At 68.6% G+C, this 15913-nt stretch carries 14 protein-coding genes; all 14 read left to right on the forward strand.

The features are described 5' to 3' along the window. Window positions 1-54: 54 nt before the first annotated feature. Window positions 55-1005 (forward strand): carbohydrate ABC transporter permease, encoded by a 951-nt coding sequence (locus ACV7NN_RS12510; RefSeq protein WP_463349901.1) that lies wholly within the window; start codon window positions 55-57, stop codon window positions 1003-1005. A gap of 3 nt (window positions 1006-1008) precedes the next feature. Beyond that, window positions 1009-1851, forward strand: coding sequence for a carbohydrate ABC transporter permease (locus ACV7NN_RS12515; RefSeq protein WP_463349902.1), 843 nt, complete (start codon window positions 1009-1011; stop codon window positions 1849-1851). Between the two features lie 6 nt (window positions 1852-1857). Further along, on the forward strand, window positions 1858-3372 hold the full coding sequence (locus tag ACV7NN_RS12520; protein WP_463349903.1) for a family 43 glycosylhydrolase: 1515 nt from the start codon (window positions 1858-1860) through the stop codon (window positions 3370-3372). Continuing rightward, window positions 3369-5531 carry a glycoside hydrolase family 3 N-terminal domain-containing protein gene (locus ACV7NN_RS12525; protein ID WP_463349904.1) on the forward strand — a complete coding sequence of 721 codons (2163 nt, stop codon included), beginning with the start codon at window positions 3369-3371 and terminating at the stop codon, window positions 5529-5531. Before ACV7NN_RS12520 ends, ACV7NN_RS12525 begins: the two co-directional genes overlap by 4 nt. Further along, window positions 5528-8182, forward strand: a complete 2655-nt coding sequence (locus ACV7NN_RS12530; RefSeq protein ID WP_463349905.1) for a hypothetical protein — start codon at window positions 5528-5530, stop codon at window positions 8180-8182. The genes ACV7NN_RS12525 and ACV7NN_RS12530 overlap by 4 nt, the downstream gene beginning before the upstream one ends. Then, window positions 8179-8550: a nuclear transport factor 2 family protein gene (locus ACV7NN_RS12535; protein WP_463349906.1), complete on the forward strand. Its 372-nt coding sequence runs from the start codon at window positions 8179-8181 to the stop codon at window positions 8548-8550. Before ACV7NN_RS12530 ends, ACV7NN_RS12535 begins: the two co-directional genes overlap by 4 nt. A 29-nt stretch (window positions 8551-8579) precedes the next feature. Next, window positions 8580-9374, forward strand: coding sequence for a TIM barrel protein (locus tag ACV7NN_RS12540; RefSeq protein ID WP_463349907.1), 795 nt, complete (start codon window positions 8580-8582; stop codon window positions 9372-9374). Continuing rightward, window positions 9371-10912: a GMC oxidoreductase gene (locus tag ACV7NN_RS12545; protein WP_463349908.1), complete on the forward strand. Its 1542-nt coding sequence runs from the start codon at window positions 9371-9373 to the stop codon at window positions 10910-10912. The genes ACV7NN_RS12540 and ACV7NN_RS12545 overlap by 4 nt, the downstream gene beginning before the upstream one ends. Before the next feature lie 67 nt (window positions 10913-10979). After that, window positions 10980-11378 (forward strand): C-glycoside deglycosidase beta subunit domain-containing protein, encoded by a 399-nt coding sequence (locus ACV7NN_RS12550; protein WP_463349909.1) that lies wholly within the window; start codon window positions 10980-10982, stop codon window positions 11376-11378. Then, the gene (locus ACV7NN_RS12555; protein ID WP_463349910.1) at window positions 11375-12478 is read left to right on the forward strand and encodes a sugar phosphate isomerase/epimerase family protein; all 1104 of its coding nucleotides are present in this window, start codon (window positions 11375-11377) and stop codon (window positions 12476-12478) included. The genes ACV7NN_RS12550 and ACV7NN_RS12555 overlap by 4 nt, the downstream gene beginning before the upstream one ends. Then, the gene (locus ACV7NN_RS12560) at window positions 12475-13509 is read left to right on the forward strand and encodes a sugar phosphate isomerase/epimerase family protein (RefSeq protein WP_463349911.1); all 1035 of its coding nucleotides are present in this window, start codon (window positions 12475-12477) and stop codon (window positions 13507-13509) included. Before ACV7NN_RS12555 ends, ACV7NN_RS12560 begins: the two co-directional genes overlap by 4 nt. 15 nt (window positions 13510-13524) lie before the next feature. Next, the gene (locus ACV7NN_RS12565) at window positions 13525-14304 is read left to right on the forward strand and encodes a nuclear transport factor 2 family protein (RefSeq protein ID WP_463349912.1); all 780 of its coding nucleotides are present in this window, start codon (window positions 13525-13527) and stop codon (window positions 14302-14304) included. A 10-nt stretch (window positions 14305-14314) separates the two neighbouring features. Next, window positions 14315-14731 carry a C-glycoside deglycosidase beta subunit domain-containing protein gene (locus ACV7NN_RS12570; protein ID WP_463349913.1) on the forward strand — a complete coding sequence of 139 codons (417 nt, stop codon included), beginning with the start codon at window positions 14315-14317 and terminating at the stop codon, window positions 14729-14731. Continuing rightward, the gene (locus ACV7NN_RS12575; protein WP_463349914.1) at window positions 14728-15909 is read left to right on the forward strand and encodes a Gfo/Idh/MocA family protein; all 1182 of its coding nucleotides are present in this window, start codon (window positions 14728-14730) and stop codon (window positions 15907-15909) included. The genes ACV7NN_RS12570 and ACV7NN_RS12575 overlap by 4 nt, the downstream gene beginning before the upstream one ends. Window positions 15910-15913: the final 4 nt, after the last annotated feature.

The following is a 15913-nucleotide window of genomic DNA, read 5'->3' on the forward strand; positions in this document are numbered from 1 at the left end:
GGTGGCCGGTCCGACTGGGCCGGCCACCGATCTCCGGCTGAAAGGAATGAATCGATGACGATGCAGACCGAGGTGGTCCCGACGACAGCAGAAAGCGGGGCGAAACAGGTCCCCCGGCGTGACAAGACCCGCACGAAGTCCTACCACGTGCGGCTCGGCAGCTGGTGGTGGGCAGTCCCCGCCCTGGTGCTGATGGTCATCGTGATCTACGTGACCACCATCGCCGGCGGGTTCTTCGCGTTCACCAACTGGTCGGGGCTCGGAGCGTTCGACTTCGTCGGCATCCAGAACTTCGTCAAGATCTTCAAAACCCCCGAACTCGTCGGCTCGCTCTGGAACACTCTGTTCCTCGCCTTCGGCTTCCTGATCCTCACCAACGTCTTCGGGCTCCTTTTCGCCCTCGCGCTGAACCGCGGTCTCAAGTCCCGCTATGTGCTGCGGACGCTGGTCTTCATGCCGGTCGTGATCGCGCCCATCGCGGTCTCGTACATCTGGAAGTTCATCTTCGACTTCAACGGCCCGCTGAACCAGCTGCTGAGCGGGGTGGGCCTGCCCAAGCAGAACTGGCTGGCCAGCCCGACGCTCGCCATCTGGTGCGTGCTGATCGTGATGGTCTGGCAGAACATCGGCTTCGTCATGGTCATCTACCTCGCGGGCCTGGCCACGGTGCCGGTCGAGATGGAGGAGGCGGCGGCCCTCGACGGCGCCAGCGTCTTCGGCCGGTTCCGGTTCGTCGTGCTCCCGCTGATCAGGCCGTCCGTCGCCATCGCGACGACATTGACGCTCATCCAGGGCCTGCGCGTCTTCGACCAGGTCGTCGCACTCACCGGCGGAGGCCCGGCCGGGGCGACGCAGACCCTGGCCCTCGAGGTCTACCAGACGGCCTTCACCTACCAGGAATTCGGCTTCGGTGCCGCGCTGGCGCTGGTGCTGAGCCTCCTCATCCTGATCTTCTCCATCGCACAGCAGTGGGCGACCCGCGACCGCTCGAACCAGGAGGCGTGAACCGTGTTCCGTTACACGAAGAAGACCCTCACAATCGAGATCATCACGATCCTCGCGGCCGTCATCCTTCTGCTGCCGTTCTGGATCCTGCTGATGGGATCGCTCAAGACGCTGCCGGAGATCCTGAGCTCCGCTGCGGTCGCGCCGCCCGCGCATCCCACGATCGACGCCTTCGTCACGTTGCTGTCGCCGGCCTCGTCATCCTCGGGGAACATCTGGGCGGGGCTCGCCTCCAGCGTGATCATCACGGCGGGCAGCATCTTCCTGCTCATCGTGCTCGGCTCGTTCGCCGCCTACGGAATCGCCCGCTCGACCAGCCGGTGGAGCCGTCGCTCCTACTACCTGTTCCTCGTGGCGATCATCCTGCCCACCCAGCTCGGTACGCTGCCGCTGTACATCGGCGCTCGCACCGTCGGCCTGGTCGGCAACCCGTGGGGCATGGTGCTCATCTACACAGGCATGCTGCTGCCGCTGTCGGTGTTCCTCTACGCGAACTTCTTCCGCAATCTCAGCCAGGAGTACGAGGAGGCCGCCGTCATCGACGGTGCGAACCGCTTCCAGGTCTTCTCGCGGATCGTCCTGCCGCTGATGTCCCCGGCGACCGGCACCGTCGCCATCCTCGCCGGCCTCATCGTCTGGAACGACTTCTTCACAGCGCTGATCTTCCTGAACGGCACGGCCTACCAGACGCTCCCGGTCGTCATGTACAGCTATGTCGGCTCGCTCGTCTCGCAGTGGAATCTGATCTTCGCAGTCGTCATCGTGTCGATGATCCCGATCCTCGCGTTCTACGCGTTCGCGCAGAAGAAGTTCATCCAGGGCTACGCGGGCGGGCTCAAGGGCTGAGCCGGTATGACGGTCCACGCGCGTTCCGGCCCCGACCTCGGGGACGGGACCTTCCTCAACCCTGTGCTGCCGGGCGACCGGCCGGACCCGTCCGTGCTTCGTGTCGGCAGTGAGTACTACCTGACGTATTCGTCGTTCGACGCGTCGCCGGGCCTCACGATCTGGCGCTCGCCCGACCTGGTGAACTGGACGTTCGTGACGTGCGCGCTGGAGAGCCCGCTGAGCACCGTGTTCGCACCGGACCTCGTCGAGCACGGCGGCCGGTACTACCTCTACATCCCGTTCATCCCGAGCGCATGGTCCGACGTGATCGCCGAACCGGAGATCTGGGTGATCTCTGCGAATCACCCGGAGGGGCCGTGGAGCGACCCGGTCTACACGGGCATCTCGGGCGCGATCGACCCGGGCCACATCCTCGGCGAGGACGGCGAGCGCTACCTGTTCGTCAGCGGCATCCGTCGCTGCCGCCTCAGCGCGGACGGGCTGCGCGCCGTCACGGACCTCGAACCGGCCTACGACGGCTGGCGCTACCCCGATGAGTGGATCACCGAGGCGTATGCGCTGGAAGGCCCGAAGTTCTTCCGGCGTGGGAACTGGTTCTACCTCGTGAGCGCCGTCGGCGGCACCGGCGGACCGGCCACAGGACACATGGTGATCGTCGCCCGGTCCCGCTCCGTTCTCGGCCCCTGGGAGAACGCGCCGGGCAATCCCGTCGCGCGCACGTGGTCGGCCGACGAGTCCTGGTGGTCGCGGGGGCACGCGACGATCCTCGAGGCAAGTGACGGCACCTGGTGGATGATGTCGCACGGCTACGCCAACGGCTACCGCACCCTCGGCCGGCAGGCGCTGCTCGAACCGATCGAGTGGACGGAGGACGGCTGGCCGGTTGCGGCGGCCACGGATGTCGGCGCCCCGCTGCGCAAGCCGGTCGCGGATGCGGAGCCGGTCGCCCTCCCGGCTCCCTCCGATGATTTCGCAGCCGCCGCCTGGGGCGAGCGCTGGGTCTTCGACAACCCGGGCAGGGATGAACGGGACCGCGTCCACTTCGCCGACGGGCTCGTGCTGCGAGGGGCGGGAACGTCGCCCGCCGACACGTCGCCGCTGACCACCTGGTCGATGGATCGCGCCTACGAGATCGAGGTGGAACTCGAGGTGACCGACGGCGCGGCCGGCGGCCTCCTGCTCTACTTCAACAACCGGCTGTTCTACGGCATGGGCTGGGACGGCGTCCAGCTCCAGAGCTTCGCCGGGGGCATCCGCACGCACTGGCGCGAGCCCGCCGAGCCGGGTGCGACCATCCAGCTGCGGCTCCGCAACGACCAGCACATCGTGACCGGTTGGCACCGGCGGCCGGGCGAGGACTGGATGCGCCACGGGGTCCGCTACGACACGTCCGGTGCGCACTCGGCCACGATGAACGACCTGAAAAGCCTGCGACCCGCCCTGTTCGCGACGGGCGACGCCGACGTCGTGTTCCGCCGGTTCCGCTACCGCCCGCCCGCAACCGAGGCCGCGCGATGAGTCTCGACATCGAAGGCCTGATCGGTCGCATGTCGTGGCCGCAGAAGCTTCTGCAGCTGCAGATCGTGTGGAGACGCGACGCCGCCGAGCGGGAGGAGCTCGTACGTCGCGGCATCGGCTCGACCTTCTGGCCACCGAGTGCCGCGGAGACGAACGCGCTGCAGCGGATCGCTGTCGAGGAGACGGAGCACGGCATCCCGCTCCTGGTGGCGCTCGACGTCGTGCACGGTCAGTTCACCATCTTCCCGACGCCGCTGGCGCAGGCCGCCAGCTTCGATCCGGCGGTCGCGCGGTGGGATGCACGCGTCTCGGCCGCCGAGGCCCGCTCGAACGGCGTGAATTGGACGTTCTCGCCGATGGTCGACATCGTGCGCGATCCGCGCTGGGGACGTGTCGTCGAGAGCTTCGGCGAGGACGTCATGCTCGCCTCCGTGTTCACGGCAGCGAGAGTCAGCGGCTACCAGGGCGATGATCTGACCGACGCCGAGAGCATGGCGTCCTGCCTGAAGCATTTCGTTGCGTACGGCGCGGCGGAGGGCGGGCGCGACTACAACACGACGGATGTCTCCGACCGACGGTTGCGCGAGACGTACCTCGAGACCTTCCGCGTCGGCGTCGAGCACGGCGCGACGTCGGTCATGGCGTCGTTCAACGCGCTGAACGGACATCCGATGCACGCCAACCGGGCGCTGCTGACCGGGGTGCTCAAGGAGGAGTGGGGATTCGACGGGGTCGTGGTCGGCGACGCCGACGGTGTGGCCCAACTCGTGGACCACGGCGTGGCCGCCGATGAGCGCGCGGCGATCGCGCTGGCGTTCGAGGCCGGGATCGATGTGGTGATGGGGGGATCGATTCTCGTCGACGCCGACGGAGTCGCCCTGCTCTCACCGGATGACGTGTCTCCGGCGCGTATCGACGACGCGGTACGTCGCGTGCTCGAGTTGAAGGAGCGGCTCGGATTGTTCGAGCGGCCGTATGTCGATGCATCCGCTGCTCCGGATGCCGCGACAGCGCCGCGCCGAACGGTCGCGCGGCAAGCAGCAGAACGCTGCACCGTTCTTCTGACGAACGACGGCGCGTTGCCGTTGCCTGGCTCCGGTCGCGTCCTGCTGGCCGGCCCCTATGCCCGAAGCCTCGACCACCTCGGCGCGTGGGTGCAGCATTTCGCGACGCGCGTGGAAAAGCCGCTCGCGGATGCACTCGCCGCCGAACTCCCCGACGTGGACTGGGACGTTGTGGATGGTGCCGGCTTCTTCGAGACGACGGACGCTGCCATCGAGGAGGCCGTCGCGCACGCAGCACAGGCCCGCGTGGTCGTTCTCGCTCTCGGCGAGCCGAGCCGCCTCTCGGGTGAAGCCAGTTCCCGTGCCGACATCACGCTTCCCGAGGCGCAGGTGAGGCTGGTCCACGCGCTGGCGGATGCGGGCGCACGCATCGTCGTCGTGCTGGTGGCCGGGCGCCCCCTCGTGGTCGAGGAGTGGATCGAGCGCGTCGACGCGGCGTTGTGCGTCTGGCATCTCGGCATCGAGGCTCCCGCGGCGATCGCGGCGGCCCTTTCCGGGCGCGTCGATCCGGCGGGCCGCCTGCCCATGACGTTCCCTCGTGCCGTCGGGCAGGTGCCCATCCATTACGACCACGAGCGGACCGGGCGCGCACCCCGGAAAGGCGGCGCCCTGCTTTCCGAGACGATGACGGACTTCACCGGACCGAACAACACCGACGACTACTACACGTCGAAGTATCTCGATCTGCCACTCGGACCCCGGTTCGATTTCGGCCACGGTCTCAGCTACACGACGTTCGAGCTGGGCGAGCTCACCCTTTCCGCGCACGCGCTGACGCCGAGCGAACTCCGCGACCGCATCGACGTGTCGGTTACGGTGCGCAACACGGGGGACCGTGCCGGTGACGACGTCCTCATGCTCTTCATCGAGGATGAGGTCGCCTCTGTCACGCAGCCGGTCCGCCGCCTCCGTGGCTTCCAGCGCGTCTCCCTCGCTGCGGGCGACGCGACTCGTGTCGCGTTCGCTCTCGGGACGGATGACCTGAGTTTCTGGGCCGACGGCTCGAACCGCGTGCTCGAGCCGGGCGCCTTCTCGATCACCGTCGGGGACGGAACCTCGCAGGTGTGCGCGCGACTTCGTGTGGAGGAACGATGACACTCGAGCGCCTGCGCGCAGCCGTCGACGGCGCCGCGCCGAACGCCATCATGCCGCTCTTCTGGCAGAAGGGCGCACCCCTCGAGGTCGTGCGCGAGGAGATGGAGCGCATCGGCGACGCCGGGATCGGCGCCGTGATCCTGGAGGCGAGGCCGCATCCGGATTTTCTGGGCGACGGCTGGTGGCGGGATGTCGACGCTGTGCTCGAGATCGCACGCCGACGGAGCATGAAGGTCTGGTTCTTCGACGACGACACGTTCCCGACCGGTCACGCCGCGGGCGCCGTCGAGACGGCAGCGCCGGATGCGCGGCGGCGCTTCCTGACGGAACGGCACACCGACGTGGTCGGGCCGGCCCGCGGCGCCTCGCTGATCGTCGAGCGCCGGAAGTTCTGGGGACCGGAGGCGGAACAGGACGCGGGGAGCCTGCTTTCCGTGGTGGCCTACCCACGCGCCGAGTGCTCGGACGAACTGACCGGCGAACCCGTCGAGCTCACCCAGCGCATCGTCGACGGTGTTCTGTACTGGGACATCCCCGAGGGCTGGTGGCGCGTCTTCTTCCTCTCCGTCACCAGCGACGGCGGCAGCGAACGGCACGCCCACCACGTCGACTACCTCAACTCGGCGTCGACGCAGCTGCTGCTCGACACCGTATACGAGCGCATCCACGAACGCTATGCCGACGACTTCGGCACAACGATCGCGGGGTTCTTCAGCGATGAGCCTGGGCTGTACAACGACCCGGACACGTTCGATTTCGGCTCCCAGCTCGGCAAGGCCGTGCCACTGCCGTGGAACGACGACGTCGCGAGCCGGTTGACGCAGAGGCTCGGAGCGGATGCGACTCCTCTGCTTCCCCAGCTCTGGTGGCCGGCCGGAGGCCGCGAACGCGGCGTCCGCTACGCGTTCATGGATGTCGTGACCACGCTGTATGCCGAGAACTTCAGCAGGCGGCTGGGGGACTGGTGCCGTGCCCACGATGTCGAGTACATCGGGCACGTCATCGAAGACAACGGTGCCCACGCGCACCTCGGCCCGGGCGCTGGGCACTACTTCCGAGCGATGGCCGGACAGGACATGGCCGGGATCGACATCATCGGCGGCCAGGTCGTCCCGGGATTCTCGCGCGGGCCGTTCGGCACCATGTCCGGCGCCGCCGACGGCGAGTTCTTCCACTTCGGGCTCGCCAAGCTCGCCTCCTCGGCCGCGCACCTCGACCCTCTCAAGCAGGGCCGTTCGATGTGCGAGACGATCGGGGCGTACGGCTGGTATGCGGGGCTCCGGCTGTTCACCTGGCTGACCAACCACCTCCTGGTGCGCGGTGTGACCCACGTCGTGCCGCACGCGTTCTCGCCGGCGCCGTTCCCCGATCTCGACTGCCCACCGCACTTCTTCGCGCACGGCCAGAATCCGCAGTATCCGCACCAGCACCTGCTCAGCGAGTACACGAACCGGCTGAGCCACCTGCTGCAGGGCGGAGCGCACATCGCTCCGTTCGCGGTCCTCTACCACGCGGACGCCGAGTGGCTCGGTGCCGCGATGCCGTGCGAGCGACCACTCCGCCTGCTGATGGAGGCGCAGCTCGACGCCGACATCGTGCCCGCCGACGCGCTGCCGACGGCACGCATCGCGGGGACGAGGCTCGCTGTCGGCGCAGAGACGTACGACGCGCTGATCGTGCCGGGGAGCGCCTACCTGCCCGAGCATGTCGCGCACGAACTCCTGCGACTCGACGACGCCGGGGTCCCCGTGGTCTTCGTCGGCGATGTGCCCGCGGTCACGGGTGCAGCCCCGGATGCGCTCCGGGTGCGGTTCCGGGCGGTGTCGCAGCGCGGGCTCGTTGAGGCCGTGGCCGGGATGACCCAGCGCGCAGTGCGGATCGGAGGGCATTCGCCGTCGCTGCGGGTGCTCCGCGTGGACCAGGGCGAGGCGGATGTCGTGATGCTGGTGAACGAGTCGGTGAGCGACACCGTGCGCACCGCCGTGACGATTCCCCGCGCAGGCGACGTGGTCGCCTTGGAAGCCTTCACGGGACTGCTGACGGCGGTGCCCGGCGAGCGCGGCCGGAAGGCGACGACCGTCGACGTCGTCCTCGGGCCGGGTGAGGCGACCGTGCTCCTCGTTGGGGCGCCGTCCGCGTGGGACGGCCTCGTGGTCCTCCCCGCCCAGAAACGCGGCGACGCGGTGGAACTGTCCGCCGGCTGGTGGGTCGAGACCGCGACGGCCGAGGAGTTTCCCGCGTTCGCCGACCGGCGCGACCTCGACGGACTCCGCCCGCTCAGCGACCCCGACCTGCTGCCCCGCTTCAGCGGCACGGCGCGGTACACGGCGACCTTCGACGCCGACACCGACGGCGGTGGTCCGCACATCCTCGACCTCGGGAAGGTCTTCGAACTCGCCACCGTGCGCCTCAACGGCGTCGACCTCGGCACCCGCATCGCGCCGCCCTACGTGTTCGACGTACCCGAGGGCGTCCTTGCAGACCTGAACACGATCCAGGTCGACGTGATCAACACGCTCGCCAAAGCCCAGCCCGACTTCTTCTCCGCGTTCGCCCAGCAGGATCCGACCGGACTGCTCGGACCGGTGACGCTCGCACCGCTCCTGCCCCTCGCGTCGCCCGTCCCGCCAACGAAAGAAGGTCCGCGATGACCGGCAACCGGGAAGCCTTCGAGAGGTTCTGCGACCTCTTCTACACGCAGAAGCGCGTCGCGGATGCCTTCGCGTACCTCGTCTCCGACGACTACACGCAGCACAATCCGACGATCGCCGATGGGCCGGCGGCAGCGGTCGCGGCGCTCACCCCGAAGTTCGACCGCAGCCCGGACGGCCGGTTCGAGATCCAGCGGATCCTCGTCGACGGCGACCTCGCGATGGTGCACGTCAAGGCGTCGCATCCCGGTCGGCCGGACGCAGCCGTCGCCGACATCTACCGCTTCGCCGACGGAAAGCTCGTCGAGCACTGGGACGTCCTGCAGGTCGTCCCCGAAAACCCCGCCCACGACCATCCGATGTTCTGACCCATCCCTGCCCTGAAACGAGAGACGACATGTATCAACTCGCACCCAACATCGAACTGCTCTTCACCGAGGCCGGCGACTACCACGACCGCGTGCGCGCGGCGTCGGCGGCCGGTTTCACCGCCGTCGAGATGTGGGGCCCCACCGGCGCCGACGCACCCGCGACGCCGAAGGACCTTCCGGCTCTCAAGGCCGCGCTGGAGGAGACCGGAACTGCGCTCACGGCGCAGCTGTCGGAGCCGCGCACACAGTTCATGATCCCGCCGTGGGACCACTCGGAGTTCTATCGCAGGCTCGACGAGGGGGTCGCCATCGCGCAGGACCTCGGCTGTCCGCGCATCGTCGTCGGCAGCGGCACGGGCTTCGGCGGCTGGAAGCGCCAGGTCCAGCTCGACAAACTGATCGAGATCTACCAGAAGGCGATCGCGCAGATCGACGGATCGGGCATCACGCTCACGCTGGAGCCGGTCAACGTGCGCGTCGACCACCCAGGCTCGCTCCTCGACCGCACATCCGAGGCCGCGTATGTCGCGCGGGGCGTCGACTCGCCGTTCTTCGGTGTCCTGTACGACCTGTACCACTCGACCGTGGAGGGCGAGGACCCGGCCGTCGAGCTCGCGGGCGCCGGCGACCTGGTGAAGTACGTGCAGATCGCCGACGCGCCCGGCCGTGGTGAGCCTGGCTCCGGCGCGATCGACTGGCCGGCCGCGCTCGCCGTCCTGCGCGCATCCGGCTACGACGGCCCCATCGGCCTCGAGTACTACCCGACCCAGGAATCGGTGGCGTCGGTCGCACTGATCCGCGAACTGGCGGCGACGGCGTGAGCCGCTATCCCGACTCCGTCGACGTAGCGATCGTGGGCAGCGGTCCGGCCGGCGCCACGTATGCCCGCATCCTCTCCGAGGAGGCCCCGGATGCGGTGGTCGCGCTGTTCGAGGTCGGGCCCACCGTGTCGGACCCGCCCGGCTCGCACGTCAAGAACATCGAGGATGCGGCCGCACGCGCGGACGCCCAGGAGCGATCCGAGGGGCCCGGTGCGGGAGCTGCCACGGTGAACTCGCCGGGAGCCGTGACCGCCGGCCTGCGACGCGCGCGGCCTGGCACCTACCTGCTCGACCACGGCTTCCAGGAGCCGGGGGAGGACGGGATGCCCGTCGTCGCCTTCTCGAGCAACGTCGGCGGCATGGGCGCGCACTGGACCGGCGCGTGCCCGCGGCCGGGCGGCAGCGAGCGCATCCCGTTCCTACCCGAGCTCGACGAACTGCTCGACGACGCCGGCCGGCTCCTCGGAGTGACGACCGACGCGTTCGACGGCGCTCCGTTCACCGCCGTGGTGCGGGAGCGGCTCGCGGACGCAGTCGATGACGACCGCGAGCCCGCGCAGCGCGTACAGCGGATGCCGCTGGCCGTGCACCGCCGCGACGACGGGCGTCTCGAGTGGTCGGGGTCGGATGTCGTGTTCGGCGACGCCACCCGCCGCAATGCGAGCTTCACGCTCTACGACGAGTCGCTCGTGACGCGCGTGCTGCTCGACGACGGCCGTGCCGCCGGTGTCGAGGTTCGCGACCGCCACACCGGCGAGTTGCACACCGTGGGAGCGCGCTACGTCGTGGTCGCCGCCGACGCGCTACGCACGCCGCAGGTGCTGTGGGCATCCGGTGTGCGCCCAGCCGCCCTCGGGCGGATGCTCAACGACCAGTCGCAGGTGGTCTACGCCACGCGCATCCGGGATGCCGCTCCCGCCGCCACGGAGACGCACGGCGATTTCGGCACGGCCGAGGTCGTCGACGGGCCGATCAGCGAGCAGAGCGGCGTGAGCTGGGTGCCGTTCACCGACGACCTCCCGTTCCACGGGCAGGTCATGCAGCTCGACGCTTCACCAGTGCCGCTCGCCGACGACGACCCCGTTGTTCCGGGTTCGATCGTCGGTCTCGGACTGTTCTGCGCCAAAGACCTCAGCTGGGACGACCGGGTCGAGTTCCGCGACGACGAGCTGGACTGGTACGGGATGCCGGCCATGCGCATCCACTACCGGCTCACCGACCGCGACCACGCGGTGATCGAGCGGGCGCAGGACGAGATCGTCCGGCTCGCGAAGGCGGTCGGCGACCCCATCGGCGATCGACCGTTCACGATGCCGCTGGGTGCTTCGCTGCACTACCAGGGAAGTGTGCGGATGGGAGAGACGGACGACGGACGCAGCGTCTGCAGCCCCGACAGCGAGGTCTGGGCGGCGCCCGGACTCTTCGTCGCGGGCAACGGCGTCATCCCGACGGCGACGGCGTGCAACCCAACGCTGACCTCGGTCGGGCTCGCGGTGAAGGGCGCTCGCCGCATCGCGAGGGAGTTCGCCGGCGAATGATCTCTTGCTTATGTCTGATTCCGACATTAGAGTGTAGAAACATGGACAAAGTAGTCAAGGAGGACGTGTGATCCCCGATCGCATCATCGAACAGGGCACGCTCACGACCGACGGCAGACGCGCCGCGGTCGAGGTGCGCATCCCCTGGTACCGGGCGCTTCCGGCGTCCTGCATCGCGGGCGCCACGCTCGCGATCGACGGCATCCCCGCTCCAGCGGACTCGCTGCGCTGGGAGCTCAACGGACGTGTCCGCACGTTCGCCGAGATGGCCGACGACACCGAGGAATGGTGGTTCCCGCTCGACTCCGCGGTGCTATCCGGTGACCTTCCGGTCGCCGCCGATGACGCCGAACACGATGTCGCGGTCGACCTGACGCTCTACATCCCCTACATCGTGATCGGCGACGACGAAGTGCTCCACATCGAAGAGCACGACAGCAAGACGATGAAGGCGGTGACGGCATGAGCCTCGGTGCACCGATCCAGGGCGTGACCCTCTACAGTTTCACGCGGGCGTTCCACGGTCGCGAGTACGATCTCGAAGGCCTCATCCGCAAGGTGGCGGCCGACGGCTACGGACCCGGCCTCGAAGTCATCGGGTTCTCCAGCCTCCGCGGCTTCCCCGTGATCGAGGACTCCTTCGCCGGCTGGTTCCGCGACCTGGTGAGCGAGGTCGGGCTCGTGCAGACGTCGCTCGCCATCAACGCGGACATCGGCATCCACCGCGACCGGATGCTCGACCAGGACGAGCTCATCGAATACATGCGCCGGCAGATCGAGGCCGCGGCGAAGCTCGGGTTCCCGATCGCGCGCGTGCAGATCTCGATCACCCCCGACTCGATGGAGGCGCTCGCGCCCGTCGCCGAACGCTACGGCGTCACCCTCGCGCTCGAGGTGCACGCCGACCAGTACGCGTCCCATCCGCGCATCCTCGCCCTGCGGGACCGGTACGAGAAGGTGGGTTCGCCCTTCCTCGGGTTCACCGCCGACTGGGGCGCCACGACGATCGGCTTCGCGCCGTCCCTCCTGGAGGCCTACCGTCGCCGGGGAGCGTCGGAAGAGCTCCTCGCCAAAGTCGTCGAGCTCTGGAACGAGTTCTACCGGGCCGGACCCCCGGCGGACCAGGCCGACCACGGCCAGCGGTTCGGGCGGTTCATCGGCCTGGCCGCGCAGAACGGGCGCCCCGACCTGGGGATCGACTTCGCGATCAACGGCACCGGGCTGTTCGGCCCTGCCCGCGTCGACGACTGGCTCGAGATCATGCCGTGGATCAAGCACGTGCACGGCAAGTTCTTCGGCATCGATGAGAATCACGAAGAGCCGTCCGTTCCCGTGCGCGACCTGATCGCACTGCTCGTCCGCAACGGGTACAACGGTGCGATCTCCAGTGAGTACGAAGGCTGGCACTGGAACCACTGGCAGTCGCCGTTCGAGATCATCCGCGACGAGCAGGCTGTCCAGCGCTCCGCGGCGCAGAACGCCGGGAGCCGCATGGTGACCGACACGGCCGAGGCCCGCGCGCAGCTGGCCCAGTGGCTTCCGAGCACAGAAGGAGTAAGCGCATGAGCGGCAACGGTATCGCCGGGACCGGCATCGAGCTGGGGACGACCCTGTATTCGATGACGAGTGAGTTCGCGGCAGGCCTGTACACGCCGGAGACCCTGATCGCGGCGGTCGCGGAGAACGGGATCGGGCCGGGGGTCGAGTTCAACATCGCGCAGCTGCTGCGCACCTACCCTGATGTCGATGCCGAGTTCGTGAAGCTGTGGTTCGACTCGATGGAGAAGTACGGGCTCGAGCCGAGCGCGGTGGGCACGAACCTCGACATGGGTCGCCGCAAGGACCGCGACATGACGCCGGACGAGGAGCACGACTTCCTCGCGCGGCAGTTGAAGACGGCGCACACCCTCGGCTTCAAGCGGGTCGTGATCCGGTCTGCGGGGCGGGAGTTGCTGCGGAGCCTGCTGCCACTGGCGGAGAAGTACGACCAGCGGCTCGGCTACGAGATCCACGCACCGCAGGGGCCGAACGACCCGACGGTGCTGGGCATCCGTGAGCTCTACGACGAGCTCGGCAGCGACCGCCTCGGCTTCACCGCGGACTTCTCGTCGACGATGCACAGCCTGTCGCCGACGCTGCTCGCCCAGCTGGCGAAGATGGGCCTGGACGAGAAGCACTTCTCGGTCATGGACGAGATCTGGCACGAGCCGGCACCCATGCACGTGCGCAACCAGAAGTTCGAGGACTACCTGCGGGGTGAGGGTGTCGACCCGTTGCGGTTCGGCCCGTTCACGCGGCTGGCGTTCAACATGCACGGGCTGGTCCCGCCGGAGGAGTGGCTGGACATCATGCCGCAGATCTTCCATGTGCACGCGAAGTTCTACGACATCGGCGCCGACGGCGAAGAGCCGGCCATGGACATCCCGCGCATCGTGCGCCAGTTCGTGACCGGCGGCTACCAGGGGTTCCTGTCGAGCGAGTGGGAGGGGCACGCCTTCTCGGATCTGGGCGAAGCGGACCCGATCGACCTCGTCAAGAAGCAGCACGCGCTGATGCGCCGCACCATCGAAGAAGCCGTCGCCGGCGTTCCGGCCTGAGCACAGGAGAGAACAATGTCAGAGACCGTCGAGACATCCGTCGCCGACCTCGCCGCCGAGATCGCCCGCCTGCGCGATGAGGTCGCCGGCGCCCAGCAGCTCGCCCGGCGCGCGGCCGACCGGGGTGAGATCGAGAACCTGTTCAGCCGGTACATGTACCTCCACAACGCCTTCCAGGACGAGCAGATCATCCGGCTCTGGGTGAAGCGGGGAACGGACGGCATTCGCGCCCGGTACACGAACGCGGGCCAGTACACCGACTACGACAGCGTCATCCGCTATCACCAGGGGCGCCCGGCCCCGGTGGGCAAGCTCATCCTGCACGCGACCACGACGCCGGTGATCGAGGTCGCGGCCGACGGCAAGACCGCGAAGGGTGTCTGGTTGATGGCCGGCACCGAGTCCGGCCTGACCGACCCGGCCGTCGCCGCGGCGTTTCCCGACATGTACTCGCCCGGCGAGGTGCTCGGCAAGAAGGTCTGGGCGCACTGGGTGTGGTGCAAATACGCCATCGACTTCCTCCGCCAGGACGGCGAGTGGAAGATCTGGAAGTTCCGCTGCTACGAGCTCGCCCGGGCACCGTTCGAGGAGAACTGGGTCAGCTTCGGCGAGAAGAATCAGGGCGCGTTCGACCTCGACCTGATGTACTTCGGCGACGACGGCCGGCCGGTGTTCATGCCGAAGGCCGACGAACCGGTGCCGGACGAGAACCACCCGTACAGCCCGAGCACCGTCCAGAAGCTGGATCCGGTGCCGCCGGTTCCGCACGACACGTTCACCGACACCTTCAAGTAGGGATCAGATCATGGCCACCCACAATTCCCTGTTCGCCGAGAAGGATGTCCGCCGCACCGCTGACGGGATCGCCGTCTCCGTCCAGCTGCCCTGGTACCGCAGCCTCTGGCTGTCCGCCGTCGACGACGTCGGCGCGACCGTGAACGGTGTCCCGATCCCGAAGGACGACCTGCGGTTCGAGCTCGGCGGCCGCAGCTACCGCATCGAGGAGCTCCCCGAGCAGTCCGAGACGCTCTGGTTCGTCGCGGACCGGCCGGATGTCGTCATCCGCCTCGACCACGCACCCGCGGCCGGCGAGGCCTTGACCGTCGAGGTCGTGCTCACGATGCGGCTGCTCTACATGCAGATCATGCCCGGCACCGACGGCGGTCCCGGCCGCTACGTGACCAACCGCGTCCCCGTCGAACGAGAGGTCGTACTGGCATGACCCGCCCACTGCGGGTCGCCATGATCGGCCACGGGTTCATGGGCGGCGCCCACTCGGTGGGCTGGCGTCAGGCGCCCGGTGTGTTCGAGTTGCCGCGCGCTGTGGAGATGGCCGTCGTGGTCGGACGCAATGCGGATGCAGTGGCGCAGTCCGCGGCGCGCTGGGGATGGGCGGAGTCGGCGACCGATTGGCGCGCGGTGATCGCGCGAGACGACATCGACATCGTCGACATCGTGACACCGGGCGACTCGCACGCCGAGATCGCAATCGCAGCACTGGATGCGGGAAAGCACGTTCTGTGCGAGAAGCCGCTCGCCAACTCGGTCGAGGAGGCCGAGGCGATGGCCGAGGCCGCCGCGCGAGCCGCCGAGCGCGGGGTGAAGGCGATGGTCGGCTTCACCTACCGGCGCGTTCCGGCGGTCACGTTCCTCCGCGACCTCATCGCCCAGGGGGCCGTCGGCACGGTGCAGCAGGTCCGCGCCGCCTACCGGCAGGACTGGCTGGTCGATCCGCGGGCGCCGCTCGCCTGGCGCCTGCAGAAGGAGCATGCCGGTTCCGGAGCTCTCGGCGACATCGGCGCCCACATCATCGACATGACCCAGTTCGTGACCGGCCAGCAGGTCGATGCCGTCTCGGGCACGGTCGAGACGATCGTGAAACAGCGCCCGCTTCTCGGGGCCGGTTCGGGCCTGTCGGCCGTCGCCGCCGACGGCTACGGCGACGTGACCGTCGACGACGCCGCGATCTTCACCGGCCGTCTGTCGGGTGGAGCGCTCGTCTCCTTCGAGGCGACCCGGTTCGCCACCGGCCGCAAGAACGCCCTGACTCTCGAAGTCTCCGGGGACGAAGGCGCGCTCGCGTTCGACCTCGAAGACCTCAACAGCCTGCAGTTCTACGACCGCCGCGATCCGGCCGACCGGCAGGGGTTCCGCACGATCCTCGTCACGGAGGCGCAGCATCCGTATGTCGCCGCGTGGTGGCCGGCCGGCCACATGCTCGGCTACGAGCATGGATTCGTGCACCAGGTCGTCGACCTCGTGACCGCGATCGCCGAAGACACCCAGCCGCACCCGTCGTTTGCGGAAGGATTGACGGTGCAGCGTGTGCTGGCGGCGGTCGAGGAGAGCGCCGCCAAGGATTCCGCCTGGGTGCGGACCGGCGTGCGCGAGCGCGTGTAGACGA

The organism is Leifsonia sp. Ger2509 (assembly GCF_055231915.1).